Here is a 21,667-nt window from a genome sequence, read left to right as displayed (position 1 = left end):
GGCTCAGCTCTTGACTGCCTTTCCACTCCGTTCCGGCAGCCGCTCTTACCGCTTGGTCCTGCTGCCGGCCTTTCTTACCACCGGAATTACCGCGGATTGCGCCGCAGCTCCTGCCGCGCGATCCGCCGCGGGGCCCTGCGCCCCGCCAGAAACACGCCGGCCAGAATGATGACGAGCCCGGCGAGCATATTCCACTTGATCGTCTCGTCAAGCAGCGCGTAGCCCCAGATCAAGGCGGTCGAGGGCACCAGGTACGTAACCATGGAAGCGAATTCGGCGCTCCCCTTCTCCACCATGTAGTAGAACAAGATGTAGGCAAACCCGGAACCGAACAAGCCGAGCCCGGCGATCATCGGCAAATTGGTCATCGAGGTCAGCTTCGGCAACGACATCGATTCCGTCGTCAACGCAAAGACACCGCTCAATGCCGCACTGCTGAGCAGCGTGCCGTATGTAATTTGGTACATGGTGCAGCCGCGCACCGACAGCCGCTTCGACAGCTGCGAGCCGATGCCGTAACAGCAGGCGGCGCCCATCATGCCGGCAAAGCCGATGCCGTCCACCGACAGCAGCGCGCCGGGCTTAATGCCGAGCAGCACGAGCAGGCCGGCCGTGGCGATGCCGAGGCCGATCCACTGCATCCGGCCGGAGCGGCCGCGGAAGAAGAGCATGCCGATAAGCACCGTCCATATCGGCGTCGTCGCGTTCAGGATGGATGCCATGCCGCTCGGAATCCGTTCCTCGCTGAACGCGATCAGCGTCCAGGGCAGCGCCGTATTGATCGCGGCCATGACGAACATCGCGCCCCACGGGATCGTGCGGAAGCCGAACGGTTTGCGGAACGCGAGCATGATGAGCAGCACGACGAGCAGCCCGCAGGTTGAGCGCAGACAAGCGATCGACCACGGCCCGAAGTCGTGCAGCAGCATTTTGATAAAATAAAACGATCCGCCCCAGATGAGACTTAAACCAAGCAGCGCGACGTATACGGTTCTGGGCACAGGCCATCCTTCTTTCTCTTGCTATCCTTCTGTCATGCATTCCATGAATCATTCGGTGCATCAATTATTCAATCCATCAATCATTCAGTTCATTAGTCATTCAATCCATTAGTCATGCAATCCATTAGTCATGCAATCATTCATGCCATTATCCAATGTTCAGTCGCGCCGTTCCTCAGGCATCGGATCGCCCGCGGTCCGCCGGTCCGGCTCGAACCCGTATTCCGCGAGGTCGACGACGCCCGCCGGGTTGACGTAGACGCCTTCCTCCTCGAGCAGCGCCCGCTGCATGAACCGCCCTTCGTCGCTGCCGATGGCGATTTCGCCTTTGGCGTTAATGACGCGGTGCCACGGAAGCTCGTACTTCCCGCTCATGGAATGGAGGATGCGCACCACCTGTCTTGCGGCGCGCGGACTGCCCGCCTGCCCCGCGATTCCGCCGTAGGTCATGACGCGGCCGCGCGGGATGCCGCGAATGATGTTCAATACGTCTGCCGTAAAAGGCGTCACCGCTGCAACCTCCTTCGTCATGCGGCCTCAAGGCCGGATATCCTCCTAGTATAACGCAATCTTCCTGTAAATGGCACATTTATGCGAAAATATGTTCGTAAAATTTCAGCCTGGCTCCGCATCCCTTCGCCGGATTGCCGCAACGCCTCCGAAGCCTTTTTACTCCGCCCCGTGCTTTAGAGTTTGACCCTCTAATATGTTAAACTAGGACTATCCATGAGTAAGGAGTGTTATTCCATGATCAATGATTTTGAAAAGAAGCTTGAGCGCTATGCGGCGCTTGCCGTCGAGGTCGGCGTCAACGTACAGCCCGGCCAAACGCTGGTCGTGACGGCCGGCATCTCGTCCGCGCCGTTCGTGCGGATGGTCGTGAAGAAGGCCTATGAAGTCGGTGCCAAGAACGTGCATGTCGAATGGAACGACGATGTGGTGACGCGTACGAAATACGAGCTCGCTCCGGACGAAGCGTTCCTGGAGTACCCGCAGTGGCGGGCGCAAGGCTGGGAGGACATGGCCAAGGACAACGCGGCGTTCCTGAGCATCATCGCGGCCAACCCCGACCTGCTCAAGGGCATCAAGCCGGAGCGGATCGCCAATGCCAACAAAGCGGCGGGCATCGCGCTGAAGACATGGCGTTCCTACACGATGTCGGATAAGGTCAGCTGGTCGATCGTCGCCGTGCCGTCTCCGGACTGGGCGGCGAAAGTATTCCCGGACGTGGCCTCCGAGCAGCAGGAAGACGCGCTCTGGGACGCGATCTTCGCGGCGACGCGCATCAACGAGCCGGATCCGGTCGCTTCGTGGAAGACGCATATCGAGACGCTGGATACGAAGGCTTCCTTCCTGAACGAGAAGAAATATTTCGCGCTCCGCTACACCGGTCCCGGCACGGATCTGACGCTGGAGCTGGCGCCCGGCCATATTTGGATCAGCGCGGGCAGCGAGAACGCGAAGGGCGATATTTTCGTCGCGAACATGCCGACGGAGGAAGTGTTCACCGCGCCGCTGCGAAGCGGCACGAACGGCGTCGTCTCGAGCACGAAGCCGCTCAGCTACGGCGGCAACCTGATCAAGGACTTCTCCCTGACCTTCAAGGACGGCAAGATCGTCGACGTTCAGGCGGAAGAAGGGCTTGAGGTGCTCAAGAACCTGGTCGGCACCGACGAAGGCTCCGCGTTCCTCGGGGAAGTCGCGCTCGTGCCGCATCGCTCGCCGATTTCGGACACGAACATTATTTTCTACAACACGCTGTTCGACGAGAACGCATCCTGCCACCTGGCCATCGGCAAAGCGTACGCGTTCTGCATCGAGGGCGGCAAGGAAATGAACGAGGAGCAGCAAATCGCCGCAGGCCTCAATACGAGCCTCGTGCACGTCGACTTCATGATCGGCTCCGCCGAGCTCGACATCGACGGAATCCGCGCCGACGGCACGGCCGAGCCGCTGATGCGCGGCGGCAACTGGGTGATCTAGATTCTCGCATAGCCATGAATCAAGCCGGGCAGTCCTTGAATGGACGGCCCGGCTTTGTTATTTGTTATTTTAGAAACGACGTTAAAGGACAACGGGCTATAGCTCTCCCGGATGGCTATTCGTAAGCCGATATAGACGATAGGGCGCGGGATTGCGCCCGATGACGGACCGACGGAACGTATTCTTCTTGGACGGAACTTATTCTTCTATGAAGCGAAAACGGTTTCTACATGTTCCGGCCGCTGCATAAATTGAGAAGAGAGACGGCCCTAAGTACAGCCGGAATCGGAAGGAAACATTCAGGTATTCCGGCATGATTCTGAAAATAGCAAATAAAAGGGGATTGCATTCCGCGGCGGATCATCGTATAACTGTATTTAGAATTATTATTATTTAATAAATAATATAAGGAGTGAACGCAATGGATATGACGAATGCCAATGCCGGCAAGTGCCCGTTCCATCACGGCAGCTCGACGAGTCCCGCTTCCAGCGGCACGACGAACAAGACCTGGTGGCCGAACCAGCTGAATCTGAACATCCTCCACCAGCACGACCGCAAGTCGAATCCGATGGATGAGGACTTTAACTACGCCGAGGCGTTCGCCCAGCTCGACTATCATGCGCTGAAGCAGGATCTTCGTACCCTGATGACGGACAGCCAAGACTGGTGGCCGGCCGATTTTGGTCACTACGGCCCGTTCTTCATTCGCATGGCCTGGCACTCGGCGGGCACGTACCGTACCGGCGACGGCCGCGGCGGAGCCGGAACCGGCACCCAGCGGTTCGCTCCTCTCAATAGCTGGCCCGACAACGGCAACCTCGATAAAGCGCGCCGGCTGCTATGGCCGATCAAGCAGAAGTACGGCAATCGAATTTCCTGGGCCGACCTGTTCGTGCTGGCGGGCAATGTCGCGATCGAATCCATGGGCGGCAGAACCTTCGGCTTCGGCGGCGGCCGCGAAGACGTATGGCATCCCGAAGAGGATATCTATTGGGGCGTCGAGACCGAATGGCTGGGCGATAAGCGCTACACGGGCGACCGCAATCTCGAGAACCCGCTTGCCGCGGTGCAGATGGGCCTGATCTACGTCAATCCGGAAGGCCCGAACGGCAAGCCTGACCCGCTTGCAAGCGCTCGCGACATTCGCGAAACGTTCAAGCGCATGGGCATGGACGACGAAGAAACCGTCGCGCTCGTAGCCGGCGGCCACACGTTCGGCAAAGCCCATGGCGCCGGCGATGCCGCGCTTGTCGGCGCCGAGCCGGAAGGCGCGCCGGTCGAGGCGCTGGGCTTGGGCTGGCTGAGCGCGCACGGCAGCGGCAAAGGCCGCGATACGATCACGAGCGGCATCGAAGGCGCCTGGACGGCGAATCCGACGCAATGGGACAACGGCTTCTTCGAGCTGCTGCTCGGCTATGAATGGCAGCTGACGAAGAGTCCGGCCGGCGCGCATCAGTGGACGCCGATCAATCCTGCGGAGGAGCATCTTGCGCCGGATGCGGAAGATGCATCCATTCGGATCCCGACGATCATGACGACCGCGGACATGGCGCTGCGCGCAGATCCGGCGTACGAGCAAATTTCCCGCCGCTACTACGAGCATCCGGAGGAATTCGCGGACGCCTTCGCGCGCGCATGGTTCAAGCTGACGCATCGCGACATGGGTCCGCGCGCAAGATACCTCGGTCCGGAGGTGCCTGCCGAGGTGCTGATCTGGCAGGATCCGATCCCGGCCGGAAACGCCGCTTTGACGGATGCCGAAGTCGAAGCGCTGAAGACGCAAATTCTCGATTCCGGGCTTTCCGTCAGCGAGCTGGTGACGACGGCTTGGGCATCGGCAAGTACCTTCCGCGGCTCCGACATGCGCGGCGGCGCGAACGGCGCGCGAATCCGCCTTGCTCCGCAGAAGGACTGGGAAGCGAACCAGCCGCGGCGGCTCGCGAACGTGCTGGCCGCCCTGGAAGGCATTCAAGCCGCTTCCGGCACGAACGTAAGCTTGGCCGATCTGATCGTGCTCGGCGGCAGCGCGGCCATCGAGCAAGCGGCAAAAGACGCGGGCTATGACGTCACGGTTCCTTTCACTGCAGGCCGCGGCGACGCCGTTCAGGAACAGACCGACGTCGAAAGCTTCGCGGTGCTCGAGCCGGCTGCCGACGGATTCCGCAACTACCAGAAGCAGCAGTACCGCGTAAGCGCGGCGGAGCTGCTCGTGGACAAAGCGCAGCTGCTCGGCCTTACGGCGCCGGAAATGACGGCGCTGATCGGCGGCATGCGCGTCCTGGGCACCAACTTCGGCGATACCAAGCATGGCGTGTTCACGGATCGCGTGGGCGTGCTGACGAACGACTTCTTCGTGAACCTGCTCGATATGGGCATCCAGTGGAAGCCCGTGGAAGGCGGCGTATACGAAGGCCGCGACCGCAAGACCGGCGAGGTCGTGCGTACGGCAACGATCGTCGACCTGGTGTTCGGCTCGAACTCCGTGCTGCGCTCCATCGCGGAAGTATATGCGCAGGAAGACAACCGGGAGAAGTTTGTCCGGGACTTCATCGCCGCTTGGGTGAAGGTCATGAACGCGGATCGCTACGACTTGAACTAAGGCGCTCGGGCAGGGCCGCGCGAACCGAAAGCACGAACCGAATGCGTGAACCGAATGCGCGAACCGAACAGATGAAGCAAAGAGCGGTATTCCTCCAAATACCGCTCTTTGTTTATTAAAGAGGGGAACCGATGGCGGTCATATGGAGCAAGGAATCGATCGTAGCCAGAATGAAAGAAGAAGGCTTGCGCATAACCCCCCAGCGCATACAAGTCGTCGAGCTTCTGCTCGAATTGCCGCATCCGACTGCCGACCGCATTTACGAGGCGATGGTCGGGAAATTCCCGCATGTCAGTCCGACGACCGTCTATAGCACGCTCAAGCTGCTCATCGAGATCGGCATCGCCAGAGAGCTCGCGAACGGCAGCAAGTCCAGCCGCTTCGAATTGGCCGAAACGGACCATTGGCATTTTCGTTGCCGGCTTTGCGGCCGCCTATTCAACTTGGAGCCGGATAATCGCGAATCGCTGATGGCCGCCGGCACGGATCATGGCAGGTTTCAGGTCGACGGCTGCCGGGTCGAGTTCTACGGCGTATGCGCGATGTGCAGAGAATAACGTCCCCCCGCATCGGCGGTACGTTACAAGCTTAACGGCATAAACGATATCCAAACAATTCGGGCAAAATTGAGGTGGACGACTCGGACGGACGGATCGGGCATACGGCTCGGCGGATGGCTCGGGCGGACGATTCGGGCGGACGGATCTGCGGATCGCTCAGGCGGACGGCTCGGGTGGACGATTCGGGCGGACGGCTCGAGCATTATACAAGCATACGGCACTAGCATATGCCGACAGCAAAGGCCCCCTCTCGGGTGCCTTAGACTGTTGAGAATGTTCGACCCGCATATGTCGCATCTATTGATAGCAATAGTTCCCCCCTCCAAGACTGGCGGACAGAGGTTCCGTTTTTTTGGCGAAATCAGGCTATTTGGGGTAGCGAACGGACACAGGATCCGCTAATGTGCCCGGATGGTACCGAGAACATGTGAATCAGCTGATATAACGGATCTCTTGTCCGCCAGCACTCGAAAAAACGTGATAAAGCAGCGAATAACGGATCTCCTGTCCACTCTCTTGCATCGACGGACGCACCGTGAACCAGCCGCCATGAAGCCGGCTGGGTTCGAAACGGTAACAGCTATCCATGCCACGCCGGCGAAGCGCCAACAGGATCCGTCCATGCTCCAGGACGCGGTTTGCCACGAGCCTGCTCGAAGCAGCGTATGGTTCTCAACAGTGTTTAAGGCACCCTCTCAGGTGCCTTTTGATTTGCTCCGCGTATGCCGTACGACAATAGAAACGCCCGGCCCGCAGTGTGCTTGCTGCCAGCCGGACGTCCGTGTCCGATCGCGAATCGTATCTTCGATATGAACATGAACGATATCGGCTACTCTTCTTCTTCCCCGAGCGCGATATTCGGATTGAAATCCGCCACGACCAGGACATCCATGTGGCGCCCTTCGCGCAAAATCGTATCGATGACCGGCTTCTGCTTGAGCCGGCTCCAGAAGCCGCGGCCCGACTGCCCCAGGATCATCTGCGTGCTCTTCAGCTCGTTCGCTTTCGCCAGCAGCGCGTCCGGGATATGGTTCGCGGATACGCCCGACTGCACTTCGAACGTCCCGCCGAGCCGATCGGTCAACGCCTTGATCTCGCCGATCCGCTGGTCGCAGCCCGCCGAGCGCTCCCCTTCGGGGCGCACGTAATGCACATGCCATTCGGCTTTCAAACGGTGGGCGATGCGGAAGCCGCGGCGGATGAGGCGCTCGGCGTTCTTGCCCGTCGTCACCGCGACGAAGATCGATTCGTGCCGGCGCCAAGGGCCGCGCAGCGAACCGTGGCGTTCCCACGCCTCCAGCCGCTCATCCACGTCGTCGGCGATCTCCCGCAGCGCAAGCTCGCGCAGCGCGATCAGATTGCCGGTCTTGAAGAAGCCGGCAAGGGCGCCTTCCACGTCCTCGGCCTTGTAGATCTGGCCGTCCCGCAGCCGCTGCTGCAGCGCGCTCGGCGCCACGTCGATCAGCTCCATCTCGTCCGCGAGGCGAAGGAACTGGTCGGGCACCGTCTCGGTGACGGTCGTGCAGGTGATCTGCTCCACGGCATCCTTCAAGCTCTCCAAATGCTGCACGTTCATCGTCGAAATGACCGAGATGCCGGCATCGAGAATCTCGCGGATATCCTCGTAACGGTGCTTGTTCCGGCTGCCCGGCGCATTGATATGCGCCAGCTCGTCGATCAGCACCACCTCGGGATTGCGCGCGATAACGGCGGCGACGTCCATCTCTTCGGCTCCGTGCCCGCCCAGGGCGATGCGCGGAATCGACGTCAGCTTACCGATCTGCGCCTCCGTATCCGCCCGGCCATGCGCATCGACATAGCCAATGACGACGTCGATATCCTTGCGCAGCAAATCATTGCCTTCGCGCAGCATCATATACGTCTTGCCCGCGCCGGGAGCCGCGCCGACATACACCTTGAACGTGCCGCGCCGGATGCTCTCGATCTTCTTCTCGACTTCCTGTTCGCTCAGACGGCGGTACGGCTCGGAAGCCGGCTTCGGCACGGCCCGCTTCACCGGCAGCACCCGCTCCCCGTCATGCTCCGCGCGGTCGGCCATGAAGAAGACGTCGATGTTGCGCGTCTGCTTAAGCAGGCTGCGGGCGATGGAGCCCTGCCGCAGCTCTTCCGAGCGCGTCTGCTTGGAGTGACCCATGACGATGCGGGTCGCGTTAATGAGCATGGCGTAGCGGATGAGCGCGCGCGGCACCTGCTTGCGGCTGTCGACAGCGATCTCGCGGAAGCCCGCGCCGACCTTCTCGACCAGCTTCAGAATCGACTTCTTGAACGCTTCCCGTTCCTTCGTCGGCTCCTGGCTCGTATCCGTGAAGACAACCACCTGCAGATCGCCGCCCAGCCGCTTGGCGATCTGCTGCCCGCGCCGGATGTAGATCGAGCCGTTAATATGGTACTGCGCCGCGACCAGGATGCGCTCGGACGCCCCGGAGGGCCCGATGAAGCCCTGTTCTTCGCGGTATTTCTCCAGCGACTCGTTCACGCCCTCCGCCATCAGGCGCAGCGTCAGCTCCCGCAGCTTGCCGACGTTCCCCCGCTTCAGCAGCTCGGGGTCCTTCACGTTGTTCAGCCGGCCTTCGTTCAGCCGGTTCAAAATCGTCTCCGGCGATACGTCGATCAGCCGCACCTCGTCCGCGAGCTCCAGCAAATCGACGGGCACCGTGCATTCCGGCGAAATGCCGGTCAGCTTCTGCGCCTGCTCCGTCACGCCTTCAAGCTCGTAGACGTTGACCGTCGTAATGACGCTGATGCCGAGGCTCAGCAAATAGCGGATATCCTCGCGCCGGGTCGGAAACTTCGCGTCCGGACGGTTCTCGTGCGCCAGCGAATCCACCAGCAATACTTCCGGATTGCGTTTCACGATCGCATCCAAATTCAAATCCTTCTTCTCCACGTCGCCCTTCATCCAATGGATGCTCGGAATACGTTCCAAATCCGCCAGCTGCTCGACCGTTTCCGGACGGCGCATCGTCGATACGGCGCAGACGACGACCTCGATCCCCTGCTGCTTGAGCGCCTGGCCCTCGCGCAGCATATGATAGGTCTTGCCCGAACCGCTGACGGCGCCGATATAAATTTTGAGACGCCCGCGATGGATTTTAGAAATGGATAATAGCAATTCCTCCGGAGTTTTACGCCGGTAGCCGGCCATAACAACAAGCCCCTTTCCTGCCCTATACCTATAAATTTACAACTATTCCCGAAACTTATGCTTCGCCGGATTAGCGGACAGCAAAAAGAAGCCAGCGAAAAACGGCCTCTGTCTAGAGGAACGCCTCTCGCGGCTTCTTGGCACAAGAATCTGAAGTGTCCATGTTTGCACGCACAATCGTCGCCTCTCTCGGAACGCTTACGAGGTTAGCTGTCGGATTCGGGCTGGAGAGCTGCCCTACCCAAGCTTGGCGGCCGGGGCCGCCGAGCTCGGGATTCACCCCAGGCGCAAGCTTCGAAGACGTCTTCGAGCGCTTGACATGCCATTGGTTCCCCCGTTTTCTCGGTAAAGAAATTCAGCGTGTTCTGTCACAAACGTTTTTGCACGAATCGTATGTTACGCCTGCCATCGCCTTTTGTAAAGGAATTTCGCCCGCACTCCAATCGCATATGCAGGCAACGGCGCCAGATATAACGCTTACAATCGAGACGAGCGCCAGCATTCTCCCGCTACCTCGCTATATGACTGTTTTTCGCAAAAACGGGCTGCAGCGGAGGGGACAGACGCCGCATTCGCCGCTTCCGTAACGCGGCAGCGCGCATCCGCTCTGTTTCCTTGCCCCATTCGGCGCCGGCCGCCCGGGTTCAGACGTTGCCGGTCGCCATCTCGATGCCCCGCAGCAGCAGGCCGATCAGGAAGCCGCAAAGCGCCCCGTTCACGCGGATCCACTGCAAATCCTGCCCGACCTTGTCTTCGATCAGCTCGACGAGCTGGTCGTTGTCGAGACGGTCCAGATTCTCCTTCACGAACGTCCCGATCCGGGCATGATTGCGTTCGATAAGCGCTGCGGCCTGGCCCTTCAGCCATTGCTCGGCATCGTCGACCAGCGCTTCGTTCTCCTCGAACCGGTTCATCAAGCCTTCGATGAGCGGCCAGGCCCTCGCGGCAAAATCCTCGCCGTGCAGGAAGGCGATTCCCTTCTCCCGCAGAACGTCGACCAGCTTGTGCAGCTCCCCTTCGATGTCGAACGCGTTCAGCAGCTCGTCGCGCATCATGTCCAACCGGCCGGAGGCGGCCAGCTCCGTGATCAGGTGATCCAGCGCTTCTCGCAGCTTGGTCATCACGATGAACCGGCGCTGCGAATGCGGGATTTTCAGCTCGTGGATCTTCGTTAGAATGAACGATTGCAGCATCGTGCCGAGCTTGTCCTCTTCCAGGTAGCCGATGAACGCGTTGACCGCGAACGACATGAGACCGCCCAGGTTCAGCCCTTTGATCAGCGTCATGACTGCGCTGCCGAGCTCGCGGCGCATCCCTTCCGTCGCAACCCACGATTCGGCGCGCGTCAGCAGCAGGTCGAGCAGATGCTCGTCCGTGCCGTTCTCCTCGGCTTTCCGCAAGAAGCCGCGAAGCGCCGCCTCCAGATCGATCCGCCGCGCCGCAGCCTGGATCTCGGCGGCCAGCATCGGCACGAACCGCTCCGCGTCCGCGCTGCGGATCACGCCTTCCAGGAGATGCGGCAGGCGCTCGCTGTGCACCGCCGAATGGAGCGCGCCGCGGACGGCCGGCAGCAGCTGGCCCATCAGCTCGAACTGCTTCAGCTTCTCGAGCATGCTCTCTTTGGCGAGCAGCCGCTCCTCCAGCACGCGCACGATGCCCTCGGACATCTTCTTCCGGTTGCGCGGCAGCAGCGCCGTGTGCGGAATCGGAATGCCGAGCGGATGGCGGAACAGCGCCGTCACGGCGAACCAGTCCGCGAGCCCGCCGATGACGCCGGCCTCGAAGCCCGCATGCAGCAGGCCGAGTCCCCCGGAACGGAACGGAATGGTCGCCGCGAAGCCGGCCGCCATCACGCCGAGCGATATATTGGCAAAATGCTTGTTTTTCTTCGATTCGTTGGCCATAATCTTCCTCCTCGGATTGCTCCTTACAACATACCATTAGGAGCGAACCGGATGCAAAGCCTCTGTGCAGAGACCCTGATGGAAACACCGCGCTAACCGACAAATTACATCGGAAGCCGCGTTCCGCTGTCGTTTCATTTCCGAAAAGTGCGCTGGCGTTAGCGAACTGTTCGCTGCCACGGGTTGACGCTAACAAGCTGCCGGGGCTGCCGCCATCAAGCCGTCGGCTGGCGCTAACGAACATGGTGCAGTTAGCGAACGTGCGAACAAGCCGCAGACTGACGCTAGCGAACAGTGTGCTATTGCGAACGCGCGAACACGCCGCAGGCGGACGCTAGCGAACAGTGTACTGTGGCGAACGCGCGAACACACCGCAGGTGCCGCTAACGAACAGGGTGCTGTGGCGATCGCGCGAATGTGCCGCAGGCGGACGCTAACGAACAGGGTGCAGTTAGCGAACGTGCAAACACGCCGCAGGCGGACGCTAACGAACAGGGTGCAGTTAGCGAACGTACGAACAAGCCGCAGACTGACGCTAACGAACAGGGTGCTATTGCGATCGCGCGAACACACCGCAGGTGCCGCTAACGAACAGGGTGCTGTGGCGAACGCACGAATGTGCCGCAGGCTGACGCTAACGAACAGGGTGCAGTTAGCGAACGTGCGAACAAGCCGCACGCAGACTGACGCTAAGAACAGTGTGCTATTGCGAACGCGCGAACACGCCGCAGGCTGACGCTAGCGAACAGTGTGCTGTGGCGAACGCACGAACGAGCCGCAGGCTGACGCTAACGAACCCCACCGGTCTTATACTAGCCAAAATGAAAGATCGAACATGCTAATGAATCTCACACATCTTATTCGGAACAAACCACTCCTATATTAGGACGGATTGGTCAAATAACGACACTGGGATTCGTTACGATGCGAAAAGTGGTCAAAAGGGGTAATAACGTTGAATCGATTCGTTAGCGTCGATGAGGTGCGAAGAAGGCCCCGCAGCAGGCACGCTAATTCCGGGTCCAGGGGCGGAGCTCCTCCCTCATAGGCAAAGGGGACCCCAGGGGGGTGCGAAACGTTTTTGATCTAAGCTCTTCAACTAACTTCAGGCGTAAAGGAACGTAAGCACGCCCACGGTAAAGTGTGTCCGCGCCAGCGGACGAAAAACGAACCCTCCTCAAACGAAACTTCGAAGAAGGCCCCGCAGCAGGCACGCTAATTCCGGGTCCAGGGACGGAGTCCCTGGGGTCCCCCTTAAGAGAAGGGGGATTTAGGGGGTCGTGAAAAGCCTTTGAATTTGAATTAAACAGGTTGGACTAATCATGGTTGAATTAAACAGGTTGAATTAAACAGGTTGAATTAATCATGGTTGGATTAATCATGTTTGGATTAATCATGTTTGGATTAATCATGTTTGAATTAATCATGGTCGAATTTTATTGTCATTAAAAACAAAGGGGCCACAGGGGGCCGCCCCCCTACCGCTCCGCAAGGATCATCTGCCGATACTCCGTCGGCGTCACGTTCATCTTCTTGCGGAACACCTGCGTGAAATGCCGGACGTCCCCGTAGCCGATCCGCTCCGCGATGTCCGCGAGCTTCAGGCCGTGCTGCCGCAGCAGCTCCTTCGCCTGCTCGATGCGCAGGCTGATGACGTAGTCCTTGTAGCCCTGCCCCGTCTTCTGCTTGAACAGCTGGCTGAAGTAGATCGGGTTCAGGAACACGACGGACGCCACCTTCTCCAGCGACAGCTCCTCGTTGTAATGCGCCTTCAAGTACTGCAGCGCCACCTCGATCGCATGGTCCCCGCTGCCTTCGCCCCGCTCCGCGCCGGGCACGGACGCCGCTTGGCGCAGCCGCTTCACTTCCTGCGCGATCTGGTGGAAATCGGTGATGACGCCGGACGGCGTCAGATGGAACGGCAGCTTCAAATAATGGCCGAGATGCGTCTTCAGCTCCGCGAGCAGCGCGTTCAACGACGCCGGGTTCGGGAAATGAACGATCGCAAGCAGGCTCTGCCGGTCGAAATTGACGACGAAGCCGTCCCCGTACCGGTCCACCAGCTCGGACAGCACGTTCTCGATAATGAAATGCTCCAGATGCACCGGCTTGACCGCCTCTTCGATATGCGCCATCACGAGGTGGAAGTCCGGATACTTCTCGAAGATCGGCGCGATGTCCATGTTGCCGATATCAAGCCCGGAAGCGAGCCGCTGAAACACCGCCTCGCGCAGAAACTTCAAGTTCTGCCGCAGCATGGCGCCTTCGCGCGACAGCTCCGTCTCCGTCTGCGTTTCCCGCGCGAGCTGTTCCATCAGCTCGACGAGCCGCTGCTTGCCGATCGGCTTCAACAGATAGTCGCGCGCTCCGAGCCGCACCGCTTCCTGGGCGTAGGCGAATTCGGAATGGGCCGAGATGACGACCCATTTCACATGCGCGAACTTGCGCCGCGACATCTTCATGAATTCCAGGCCGTTGATGCCCGGCATCAAAATATCCGTCAGCACGATATCGACCGGCCGGCTCTCCAGGATCCCGACCGCCTCCTCGGCCGAGCCGGCCAGATGGATCGCATAGTCGGGAAACGCCCGCTTGATCGTCCGTTTGACGCCTTCGCGGATGACGCTCTCGTCATCCGCGATAAGGATATTCATAGGCATACAGAGCGCCCCCTTCCTTCTGCGGCGGGACCGGGATCGTGATGATCGCCGTCGTTCCCAGATCCCGCGTGCTGATCAATTCCACGCCGTACGATTCGCCGAACATATGCTGCAGGCGGCGCTGCAAATTAACAAGGCCGATGCCGCCTTCGCGGCGTTCCGATTCCTCGTCGACATCCCGGGCGGTGTCGTCCTTCGCCCGTTGCAGCATCGCGTTCAGGGCATCGAGCGTCTCCGACTCCATGCCGACGCCGTTATCGGCGACCATAATGCGCAGCTGGCGCTCTTCTTCCTCGATATAGACGCGCAGCGCCCCCGGTCTGTCGACGAGCGGCTCAAGGCCGTACTTCACGGCGTTCTCGATCACGGGCTGCAGCGTCATTTTGGGCACGGGAACGCGCGACCACGCTTCGTCGACGTCCACGTCGACGGCCAGCCGTCCTTCAAGGCGAGTCACGATAATCGTCAAATAGTGCTGAATCTGTTCGATCTCCTCGCCGAGCGTAACGGCCGCGCCGTCGACCCAATGGCTGCTGTAGCGGAACAGCCGCGACAGCGACAGCACGACCTCCCCGAGACGGTCATGCCCCTTCTCGTCCAGCATCCAATAGATCATGTCCAGCGTATTATACAGGAAATGCGGATTCACCTGCGATTGCAGCGCTTGCAGCTCGGCGTTCTTCTCGCTGACGGAAGCGACCTTCACCCGCTCGATCAGGTCCGCGATCTGATTGACCATCTGATTGAAGGAGGCGACCAAGCTGTTGATTTCCCGGTACGACGTCACATTGAGCGAGCCGCGGAAATTCCCGATCTCGACCTGCTTCATTTCGTTGATGAGCCGCTTGAGCGGCGACGAGAGCGTTCTTGAGAAGACCGTAGCGATCAGCACGGAGACGAGGACGAGAATCGCGCCGACGATAATCAGAAACCGTTTGGTCTCCATCAGCTCTACGTTGAGATCCCGGTCGGGCGTCACGCTGAGCACGGTCCAGTTGGCGAAAGGAAGCTGCGATGCGACGACCAGCTGATTGTTATGCTCTTCCACGACCGGAACGCCGTCCTGCGGATGCGGCAGCAGCGACAGCCACGACTCATCCGCAGAATCCGAAGTCGTCGAGAGCAGTTCGCCTTCGCCCGACATCAAGTAGACCTCGCTATGTTCGCCAAGCTTCAGATTGTCCATGGCTGACATAATCGCTTGCGGATCGGTCTCGAACAGCATAATACCGACGGGTTTATGATTGTTCAGGTCGTAGATCGGCCGTCCGAATGCGAAGACGGAGCGGTCATCCACTTGATCGATGATCGAGTGATTGAATACGCCGAGCCAAACCATGCTGCCGGTGGACGCTTTGATTTCGCCGTACCACTTCGACTCGCCGTACATGGGATCGACGACGCTGGCGAAGTTGCTGTAGTTGTAGACTTTCCCTTTATCCGTAAGGACATGAATGCCGATCAAGTCTTCTTGCGACAGGAAAGCAGCCGCCAATATATTGGTTATGGCCTGCTCATTAAAATAATCGACAGCAGGGCTGTCGACTGTGGGGTTGCTCAGAATACGAGCAAAATCATTATTGCCGATGACGGATTTCGACAAGCTGTCGTACCCTTTCAAGAGAAGATCGAACAAGCCTGCCGTCTGCGCCACGTTCTGCTTCGAGAGGTCGCTGATCTTCTGATGAAATTGCACCGTCGTCCGGTTATAGTACAGAATGCTGACTGTAAGCACGATTGCGGACATGCTGACCAAGAAGAGCACGAACAATCGATATTGTATGGAATGAAATCCGCGCGTCACCGCCGTTACCGCCCTTCCGTGCAAGCATGCCCGTTACGCGCTTACCCTTTGACCGCGCCCGCTACCATGCCTTTCGTGATGCGTTCGGAAAGGACGAAGTACACGAGCAGCACCGGCAAAGCGCCGAGAATCAGGAATGCGCCGATTGCGCCGTAGTTCACATTGTACTGGCTGACAAAAGTATATATGCCGAACGGCAAAGTTTTCAACTTCTCCGACGAAATAAACGTCGCGGCCATAATATACTCGTTCCAGATCGTAATGAACGTCAGGATGATGACCGTCATGATCGGCGGCACCGAAACCGGCAGGATAATGCTGCGGAAGATCCGGTAGACGCTAGCGCCATCCATGAACGCCGACTCTTCGATCTCAGCCGGAATTCCTCGCATGAAGCCGCTCAGAATGAAGACGGAGATCGGCGTCGAGAACGCGATATACGGCAGAATAAGCGCCCAACGCGTATCCAGGATGTGAATGTTTTTGAAGATAACCATCAGCGGCAGCAGCGTCGCCGACATCGGAATCATCATGCCCATCAAGAAGATGAGCGTAACGACCGGACCGTATCTCCATTTAAAGCGCGAGATCGCGTAGGCGACCATGGAACTGAATACGATGACGCACAGCAGCGTCACGCAGGTGACAAGCACGCTGTTGCCAAGATATTGCAAGTAATGTCCGCTCGTGTAGGCGGCTTTATAGTTAGCCCATTGCGGCGTCGTCGGCAGCGAGAAGAAGCTGCCGCCGAGAATCTGATCGTTCGTTTTAAGCGAATACAGAACGAGCCAAAACAATGGATAAATTTGCGTAACAACGAGGATCGCCAGAAGCAAATACACGACCCATTTGGAAATTGCCTTCATGATTGCCGTTCTCCCTTCTAGCTGTACTTCGCTTCGACTTTTTTGAACACGGCGTTGATAATGACCGTAACGACCAGACACAAGACAACGAGGAATGTAGCAAGCGCGCTTCCGTAACCGTATTGATAGGACGTGAAGGAGCTGTTGTACATGAGCGTCGCAATCGTGTCCGTCGCGTGCGCGGGACCGCCGCCAGTCATGACCCATACGAGGTCGAACGACTGCAAAGAGCCGATAAACGCGAGTACGATAGAAATTTTGAAGATCGGAACAGCCATCGGATATGTGATGTACCAGTCGGATTTGAAGCCCTCGGCGCCGTCGATCTTGGCAGCCTCGTACACTTCTTGCGGAATGTTCTGCACGCCCGTGAATTGAATGAGCAGGTGATAACCGAAATATTGCCACAACGATACGATATACAAGCAATACATTGCGATGTTCGGCTCCGTGAGCCAGTTGTGCGTCCAGCTGTCCAGACCTAGCGAGGTCAGAATGCCGTTCAGCATACCGCCCATTTCCGTCGGGTTGTAGACCGTTTTCCACAATTGGCCGATGATGACGGTGGACAGAATGACAGGCACGAAGTAGAGCGAGACGAGCGTGTTCGCTTTCTTGACATAACGGTTCATCAAGGCCGCGATAAACAAGCAAATCGGAATTTCAAGCATGGAGAAAACGGCGTACATCAAGGTGTGTCGGACAGCCGGCCAGAAGTGCGCGTCGTGCGCGAACATCGTCTTAAAGTTATCGATCCCGATATGTTTCGCCGTATTGATGCCGTCCCAATCCAGCGTGCTGTCGTAAACCGATACGATGATGGGAACAAACACGAGACCGATGTAAATAAGTAGACACGGCAGGACGAATACGGCGATTGTACGGGCCGGTACTTTTAAAACATTCACTGGGGTTGCCTCCTGATTCATAAGAAAGATAGGAAGAAACGAACGCGTCTGGCGCTTGGCTTCTTCATGATGAAAATCAAATGGGGGCGGAGACGCTTCTTGAACGCCCCACCCGCCATCGACTTCTTGCTGCTTGCCACTATTATTTATTCGCGTCGAACGCCGCTTGATGCTCGGCCGCTACTGCCGCCGGATCGACTTTCTGTACGAACATGTTTTGAATGCTGCTCAGGTGAGCTTGCGCTACGGCCGGTTTCATCGTGTTGTCGAACGAAATGTCGCCGCCTTTAACGCCTTTGAACATTTCAAGCAGATCTTGCGCCAATTGCGAGTAGCCAGCCGCTTTGAAGTCGCCCGTGATGATTTGACCGCTGCCGACCGCGTTCTTCAGTTCGAATTGCTTCTTCGGCATTTCCGTCATGAAGTAGTTCAGGAAATCCTTCGTTTCTTGCAGGTGCTTGCTGTTCGCGGAGATCGCGAATGCGGAGCCCGGCGCGAGCATGAATTGATCCGGATCGCCTTTGCCGTTAACCGTCGGGAATTTGAATACGCCGACTTTCGGACCTACAACGGAAGAGTCAACTGCGCCTGTTTCCCACGTGCCCATGATCATCATCGCCGCTTTGCCTGTTTTGAAGATGTTGCCGCCCGTGTTGTAATCGATGGACGTTGCGCCTTCTTCGAACGCTTTGGCTTGGATCAGATCTTGCATGGCCGTTACAGCTTCGATGAACGCTGGATCCTTGAACGTTTTCTTGCCGTCGACGACGTCTTGCAGGAAGCCCGGGCCGCCGTTCGTGCGAAGCAGAATGTTCATGAACAGGAACGAACCCGTCCAGGAGTCTTTCTCGCCTTCGGCAATTGGCGTGATGCCTTTCGCTCTCAATGCCTTCACGTCAGCAAGGAATTCGTCGTACGTCGTAGGCGTCGTTGTGATGCCTGCTTGTGCGAACAAATCTTTGTTATAATAAACGACTTCGATATTGTTGCCGTCTGGCACCCCGTAGATGTTGCCGTCGACGCTGTAATAGTCGAGCAGGCCTTTTTGGAACGTGTCTTTCAAGCCGTTCTTATCGAGCATGTCGTTCAGCGGAGCAAGCACCTTGACGTAGGGCTGCAATTGAGCGGACGGGTTGACGATCGTGATGTCCGGCACTGTGTTGGAAGCCGCTTGCGTCTTCAGCTTCAGCTTTTGTTGATCCGTATTCATGGAATCGAGCGCGATCTTCACGTTCGGGTGATCTTTCTGGTATTGATCCACGATCTCGTGCATCATTTTGTAGGAAGGCGTCGCCGGATCCGGATAAATGTTCTGGAACGTGATCGTCACGTTCTTCGCGCTTGTGCCCGTATTCGTGCCGGCATTCGTGCCGGCGTTGCCCGTATTGGTGCTGCCCGTGTTATTCTCGTTATTCTTGCTTCCGCATGCCGTTGCGCCGACGAGCAGAGCTGCCGCAGTCAACGTAAGTGCGACTGTTTTCGTAGATTTTTTAACCATCTTTAATCCCCCTTGGGTTAATATACGCTTATTATCATGTACCAACCGTTTACCAACAATGCGCGTATTCAAGGAGTGAGGTTTGCTTTTTTAAGATGATTGCTCGCGGGAGGTTTGCTTTTTCAAGGGGGCGGCACTTAAAAATGAGTTTGGCGCCCCGGCATGCTATCATAGAGGAAGGACATCATTTCGGGCATGAACCCGCTAAAGGAGATTGCGACAATGGAAGACATCCGTAATATTTACTGCGTCGGACGCAATTACGCGCTGCACGCGAAGGAGCTTGGCAACGACGTGCCGGAGGAGCCGATGATCTTCTCCAAGCCGACGCATGCGCTGCATCCGGCCACCGGCAAGCTGGCGCTGCCCGGCACGATCGGGGAGATTCATTACGAGCTGGAGATCGTCGTTCGGATCGGCTCGGCGTATAAGCCGGGCATGCAGGCGGACGAGCTCATCGACGGCATTGCGCTCGGCATCGACTTGACCGCGCGCGACGTGCAGTCGAAGCTGAAGGAGAAGCGCCACCCGTGGCTGCTGGCCAAAGGGTTCGTCGGTTCCGCCGTCCTGTCGCCGTTCCAGCCGTGGGTCGGCTCGGCGGCGTTCGAGGACTTGACGTTCAGCCTCGTCAAGAACGACGAGACCGTGCAAAGCGGTTCGCCGCGGGACATGATCTTCTCGCTGCAGCGGCTGGTCGATTTCATCGGCGCGAACATGGGACTCGGCGCGGGCGACGTCATCTACACCGGCACCCCGGCCGGCGTCGGTCCGCTCGCGGACGGCGATACGCTGGAGCTGAAGCTTGCTGCCGGCGGCAAGGAAGAGACGTTCGGTCCATTGTACGTGGACCTCGGGTGAGACGGCTATCACTGTCCTAGCCGAGATAGCCGAATCGCCGCGATAGCCGAAATCGCAATAGCCGAATCGCAAATAAGGGCCGCCCCGGCGTCATTCTGACGTTGGGGCGGCCCCTTGTATAGGTCGCGATAGCGGCGGCGAACGGGGAACGAACGGCCGAATGGCGAATTGGACGAACGCCGAATGAATCAGCCGGAACGGCGAACGTTGAATACATGCCGGGACGCGAGCGTAATGCGCAGCATTTGCTTCGTAATTTCCTCTTCCGATTGTTTCATGCCGCTCTGCAGCCAATATTTGTACACGCCGATCGCCCCGCCGATGATCCAGGCGATGAACAGGTCGTGGTCGATGTCGGCTGTCGCTTCCTTCGAGCGGGCGAACGACAAGTGGAGCGAGCGGTTCATTTGGTCATGGAGCCGGTTCGTCAGATCGGGCACGCCGCTCGTAAGCAGCATGATCCGGTAGAATTCCGCGTGCTTCTGGATATGCCGGACGGACAGCCGGATCGTATGCACGAGCTGGACGGACGGATCCGCCTGCAGCGAGCTCGGCGCGTTCTCGATAATATCGGCGTACTCGGTCAGCACCTCGTCGATCAATTCGTCGAGCAGGTCCTCCTTCGCCGCGAAATGGTCGTAGAACGTCACCCGGTTGATCCCGGCGCGTTCGGCGATTTCCTTGGTCCGGATTTCGTTGAAGGGCTTCTCGGACAGCAGCGCAATGAGCGCGTGCTTCAATTGTTTGCGGGATCGAACCGCCCGGGCATCCGATTCGTGCGCGACCTTGGTCATCCTTGTCTCCTCCACCTTGGCGCAAATTCGACAATTCCTGGTTACACGACACTTTGTCGTGAAGTGTCAGCTGTAACAAGGGCAGAATTGTTACTATTATAAGCGTTAAGACGTTCGCACTACAACGACCGCCAATCTAGGGAGGATGATTCAGAATGAAATTGCAAGGTAAAAGCGCAGTCATCACAGGAGCCGCATCCGGCATGGGCAAAGCCATGGCATTGTTGTTCGCCCGCGAAGGCGCAAGCGTCGTCGTCGCCGATATCCAGCAAGCCGCCGTGGACGCGGTCGTCGAAGAAATCGCCGCAGCCGGCGGACAAGCCCGAGGCGTGGCGGCTAACGTCACGAAGGAAGAAGACGTCGCCCGTATGATCGATACGGCGGTCGAATCGTTCGGCAAGCTCGACATTCTCGTCAACAACGCCGGCGTCATGGACGGGATGATGAGCGCGGAAGCCGTGACCGACGACATGTGGAACCGGGTCATCGACGTGAACGTGACCGGTCCGATGCGCGCGATCCGCAAGGCGATTCCGATCATGAAGGAGCAAGGACAAGGCGTCATCATCAACACGGCTTCGGTCGGCGGGCTGTTCGGCTCGCGGGCGGGCCTCGCCTATACGGCATCGAAGCATGCCGTCGTCGGCATGACGAAGAACGTCGGCTTCCAATACGGCAAGCTCGGCATTCGCTGCAACGCCATCGCCCCGGGCGCCGTCGCCACCAATATCGGCCTCGGCGGATCGCAGCCCGATCCATACGGCCTTGAGCAAGCGATGGTCGGCATGGGACTTCAGCGCACCGCTCCCGGCGAACCGGAATACATCGCGAGCGTCGCTCTATTCCTCGCTTCCGACGACGCCAAGTTCGTGAACGGCACCGTCGTGACCGCGGACGGCGGCTGGAGCGCATATTAATCGGTAATCGGGTCCCGGCCGCGTAGAATCTCGCATCGCCTGGGGTGCCGCGCCTTTCAGGGACACGACGTCATTGCAGAGACATATCCGTATACATATACGGATATGTCTACGGATATGTATACGGATATTTGCGAGGAAGGCCG

Annotated in this window: 15 protein-coding genes and 1 riboswitch; of the genes, 5 read left to right on the top strand and 10 right to left on the bottom strand. The window is 58.5% G+C overall.

Annotated elements, in window-relative coordinates:
* Positions 1 to 86: 86 nt before the first annotated feature.
* Together GXP70_RS03415 and GXP70_RS03410 are read right to left on the bottom strand one after the other, a co-directional pair.
* The gene (locus tag GXP70_RS03415) at positions 87 to 1,001 is read right to left on the bottom strand and encodes a DMT family transporter (RefSeq protein WP_162355170.1); all 915 of its coding nucleotides are present in this window, start codon (positions 999 to 1,001) and stop codon (positions 87 to 89) included.
* A 159-nt stretch (positions 1,002 to 1,160) separates the two neighbouring features.
* Positions 1,161 to 1,511 carry an MGMT family protein gene (locus tag GXP70_RS03410; protein WP_162355169.1) on the bottom strand — a complete coding sequence of 117 codons (351 nt, stop codon included), beginning with the start codon at positions 1,509 to 1,511 and terminating at the stop codon, positions 1,161 to 1,163.
* A gap of 237 nt (positions 1,512 to 1,748) precedes the next feature.
* On the opposite strand from GXP70_RS03410, the gene GXP70_RS03405 reads away from it, so the two are divergent.
* From GXP70_RS03405 to GXP70_RS03395, 3 genes are all read left to right on the top strand, one after another.
* A complete protein-coding gene (locus tag GXP70_RS03405) occupies positions 1,749 to 2,984 on the top strand; it encodes an aminopeptidase (RefSeq protein WP_162355168.1) in 1,236 nt (411 codons plus the stop codon).
* Between the two features lie 421 nt (positions 2,985 to 3,405).
* Positions 3,406 to 5,586, top strand: a complete 2,181-nt coding sequence (gene katG, locus GXP70_RS03400; protein ID WP_162355167.1) for a catalase/peroxidase HPI — start codon at positions 3,406 to 3,408, stop codon at positions 5,584 to 5,586.
* A gap of 131 nt (positions 5,587 to 5,717) precedes the next feature.
* On the top strand, positions 5,718 to 6,143 hold the full coding sequence (locus GXP70_RS03395) for a Fur family transcriptional regulator (RefSeq protein WP_162355166.1): 426 nt from the start codon (positions 5,718 to 5,720) through the stop codon (positions 6,141 to 6,143).
* An 832-nt stretch (positions 6,144 to 6,975) separates the two neighbouring features.
* Here GXP70_RS03395 and GXP70_RS03390 read toward each other — a convergent pair.
* The 7 genes from GXP70_RS03390 to GXP70_RS03360 form a co-directional block, all read right to left on the bottom strand.
* Positions 6,976 to 9,312: a histidine kinase gene (locus GXP70_RS03390; protein ID WP_162355165.1), complete on the bottom strand. Its 2,337-nt coding sequence runs from the start codon at positions 9,310 to 9,312 to the stop codon at positions 6,976 to 6,978.
* 179 nt (positions 9,313 to 9,491) lie between these two features.
* A riboswitch (cyclic di-AMP (ydaO/yuaA leader) is annotated at positions 9,492 to 9,683 on the bottom strand.
* A 273-nt stretch (positions 9,684 to 9,956) separates the two neighbouring features.
* Positions 9,957 to 11,216, bottom strand: a complete 1,260-nt coding sequence (locus GXP70_RS03385) for a DUF445 domain-containing protein (RefSeq protein WP_162355164.1) — start codon at positions 11,214 to 11,216, stop codon at positions 9,957 to 9,959.
* 1,478 nt (positions 11,217 to 12,694) lie between these two features.
* On the bottom strand, positions 12,695 to 13,870 hold the full coding sequence (locus tag GXP70_RS03380; RefSeq protein WP_162360275.1) for a response regulator: 1,176 nt from the start codon (positions 13,868 to 13,870) through the stop codon (positions 12,695 to 12,697).
* Entirely contained in the window at positions 13,848 to 15,680 is a 1,833-nt protein-coding gene (locus tag GXP70_RS03375; RefSeq protein WP_162355163.1) for a sensor histidine kinase, read from the bottom strand. Before GXP70_RS03375 ends, GXP70_RS03380 begins: the two co-directional genes overlap by 23 nt.
* Before the next feature lie 41 nt (positions 15,681 to 15,721).
* A complete protein-coding gene (locus GXP70_RS03370) occupies positions 15,722 to 16,546 on the bottom strand; it encodes a carbohydrate ABC transporter permease (protein WP_162355162.1) in 825 nt (274 codons plus the stop codon).
* Positions 16,547 to 16,563: 17 nt separating this feature from the next.
* Positions 16,564 to 17,454 carry a carbohydrate ABC transporter permease gene (locus tag GXP70_RS03365; protein WP_162355161.1) on the bottom strand — a complete coding sequence of 297 codons (891 nt, stop codon included), beginning with the start codon at positions 17,452 to 17,454 and terminating at the stop codon, positions 16,564 to 16,566.
* Between the two features lie 142 nt (positions 17,455 to 17,596).
* Positions 17,597 to 18,952 carry an extracellular solute-binding protein gene (locus tag GXP70_RS03360; protein WP_162355160.1) on the bottom strand — a complete coding sequence of 452 codons (1,356 nt, stop codon included), beginning with the start codon at positions 18,950 to 18,952 and terminating at the stop codon, positions 17,597 to 17,599.
* 222 nt (positions 18,953 to 19,174) lie between these two features.
* Between GXP70_RS03360 and GXP70_RS03355 the strand changes: the two genes are divergently transcribed.
* Positions 19,175 to 19,810, top strand: coding sequence for a fumarylacetoacetate hydrolase family protein (locus GXP70_RS03355; RefSeq protein ID WP_162355159.1), 636 nt, complete (start codon positions 19,175 to 19,177; stop codon positions 19,808 to 19,810).
* Positions 19,811 to 19,998: 188 nt separating this feature from the next.
* On the opposite strand, the gene GXP70_RS03350 is transcribed toward GXP70_RS03355, so the two are convergent.
* A complete protein-coding gene (locus tag GXP70_RS03350; protein ID WP_162355158.1) occupies positions 19,999 to 20,604 on the bottom strand; it encodes a TetR/AcrR family transcriptional regulator in 606 nt (201 codons plus the stop codon).
* A 155-nt stretch (positions 20,605 to 20,759) separates the two neighbouring features.
* Here GXP70_RS03350 and GXP70_RS03345 point away from each other — a divergent pair, with 155 nt between their 5' ends.
* Complete coding sequence (locus tag GXP70_RS03345) at positions 20,760 to 21,521, top strand: glucose 1-dehydrogenase (RefSeq protein WP_162355157.1); 762 nt, start codon at positions 20,760 to 20,762, stop codon at positions 21,519 to 21,521.
* The last annotated feature ends 146 nt before the right edge of the window (positions 21,522 to 21,667 follow it).

This window comes from Paenibacillus lycopersici (assembly GCF_010119935.1).
GTDB lineage: Bacteria > Bacillota > Bacilli > Paenibacillales > Paenibacillaceae > Paenibacillus_Z > Paenibacillus_Z lycopersici.
This window is presented reverse-complemented; position numbering and strand designations above follow the sequence as displayed.

Bases quoted from the DNA above. Each gene is read 5' to 3' on its own strand.
- GXP70_RS03405 (WP_162355168.1), top strand. From the start codon at position 1,749: ATGATCAATGATTTTGAAAAGAAGCTTGAGCGCTATGCGGCGCTTGCC.
- katG (WP_162355167.1), top strand. From the start codon at position 3,406: ATGGATATGACGAATGCCAATGCCGGCAAGTGCCCGTTCCATCACGGC.
- GXP70_RS03395 (WP_162355166.1), top strand. From the start codon at position 5,718: ATGGCGGTCATATGGAGCAAGGAATCGATCGTAGCCAGAATGAAAGAA.
- GXP70_RS03390 (WP_162355165.1), bottom strand. From the start codon at position 9,312: ATGGCCGGCTACCGGCGTAAAACTCCGGAGGAATTGCTATTATCCATT.
- GXP70_RS03385 (WP_162355164.1), bottom strand. From the start codon at position 11,216: ATGGCCAACGAATCGAAGAAAAACAAGCATTTTGCCAATATATCGCTC.
- GXP70_RS03380 (WP_162360275.1), bottom strand. From the start codon at position 13,870: ATGAATATCCTTATCGCGGATGACGAGAGCGTCATCCGCGAAGGCGTC.
- GXP70_RS03370 (WP_162355162.1), bottom strand. From the start codon at position 16,546: ATGAAGGCAATTTCCAAATGGGTCGTGTATTTGCTTCTGGCGATCCTC.
- GXP70_RS03360 (WP_162355160.1), bottom strand. From the start codon at position 18,952: ATGGTTAAAAAATCTACGAAAACAGTCGCACTTACGTTGACTGCGGCA.
- GXP70_RS03355 (WP_162355159.1), top strand. From the start codon at position 19,175: ATGGAAGACATCCGTAATATTTACTGCGTCGGACGCAATTACGCGCTG.
- GXP70_RS03350 (WP_162355158.1), bottom strand. From the start codon at position 20,604: ATGACCAAGGTCGCGCACGAATCGGATGCCCGGGCGGTTCGATCCCGC.
- GXP70_RS03345 (WP_162355157.1), top strand. From the start codon at position 20,760: ATGAAATTGCAAGGTAAAAGCGCAGTCATCACAGGAGCCGCATCCGGC.